The organism is Caloramator mitchellensis (assembly GCF_001440545.1).
Lineage (GTDB): Bacteria > Bacillota > Clostridia > Clostridiales > Caloramatoraceae > Caloramator > Caloramator mitchellensis.
Map to the genome: position 1 here is coordinate 1 of NZ_LKHP01000046.1, position 765 is coordinate 765.

1 protein-coding gene is annotated in these 765 nt (G+C 36.3%); it reads left to right on the forward strand.

Annotated elements, in window-relative coordinates:
* On the forward strand, window positions 1-765 hold a 765-nt coding region (locus ABG79_RS12125; protein ID WP_057979723.1), incomplete at both ends, for a carbohydrate ABC transporter permease.

Genomic DNA, 765 nt, shown 5'->3' on the forward strand with positions numbered 1-765 from the left:
CAAGAAAAGAATAACAGAAATATTGCTGCAGATAATAACAATAGTGTTATTTTTAATGACAATATTTCCATTTTTCATAGTAGTGATAAACTCAGCAAAGGCATCATTAGAAATAATAACCGACCCGATTGCATTTCCACAAAAGTGGTCACAGCTACTTGTAAATATAAAGACGATATGGACCAGCCCAAGCATAAGATATGCAAAGAGCGTATATACATCGGTGATAATAACGGTGCTGTCGCTTATAACTATTTCGGTTTTTTCAGCTATGGCAGCATGGGCTTTAGTTAGAAGAAAATCAAAATCATCAACATTTATATTTTTGCTGTTTGTAAGCGGTTTAATAATACCCTTTCAGGTAGTAATGTTTCCACTTGTCTCCTTCTTTAGAATGATAAATGAAGCAATAGGACTTCCAATGCTAAGAACATACCATGGAATGATATTTGCGTATATAGGGTTTGGAGCACCGCTTGCTGTATTTATGTTCCATGGATTTATAAAGACGATACCAAAGGAATTAGAAGAAGCAGCATGGATTGACGGCTGTTCAAAGCCACAGATATTTTTCCTGATAATTATGCCAATATTAAAGCCTATATTTGTAACGATATCGATACTAAATGCGATATGGATATGGAACGATTTCCTACTTCCATCGCTTGTTCTTGGAGTTGGACAAAACATACAGACGATACCTCTTGCGATAGCAGCCTTTGCGGGTTCCTTTGTTAAGAAGTGGGACCTTATAATGACGGCGGT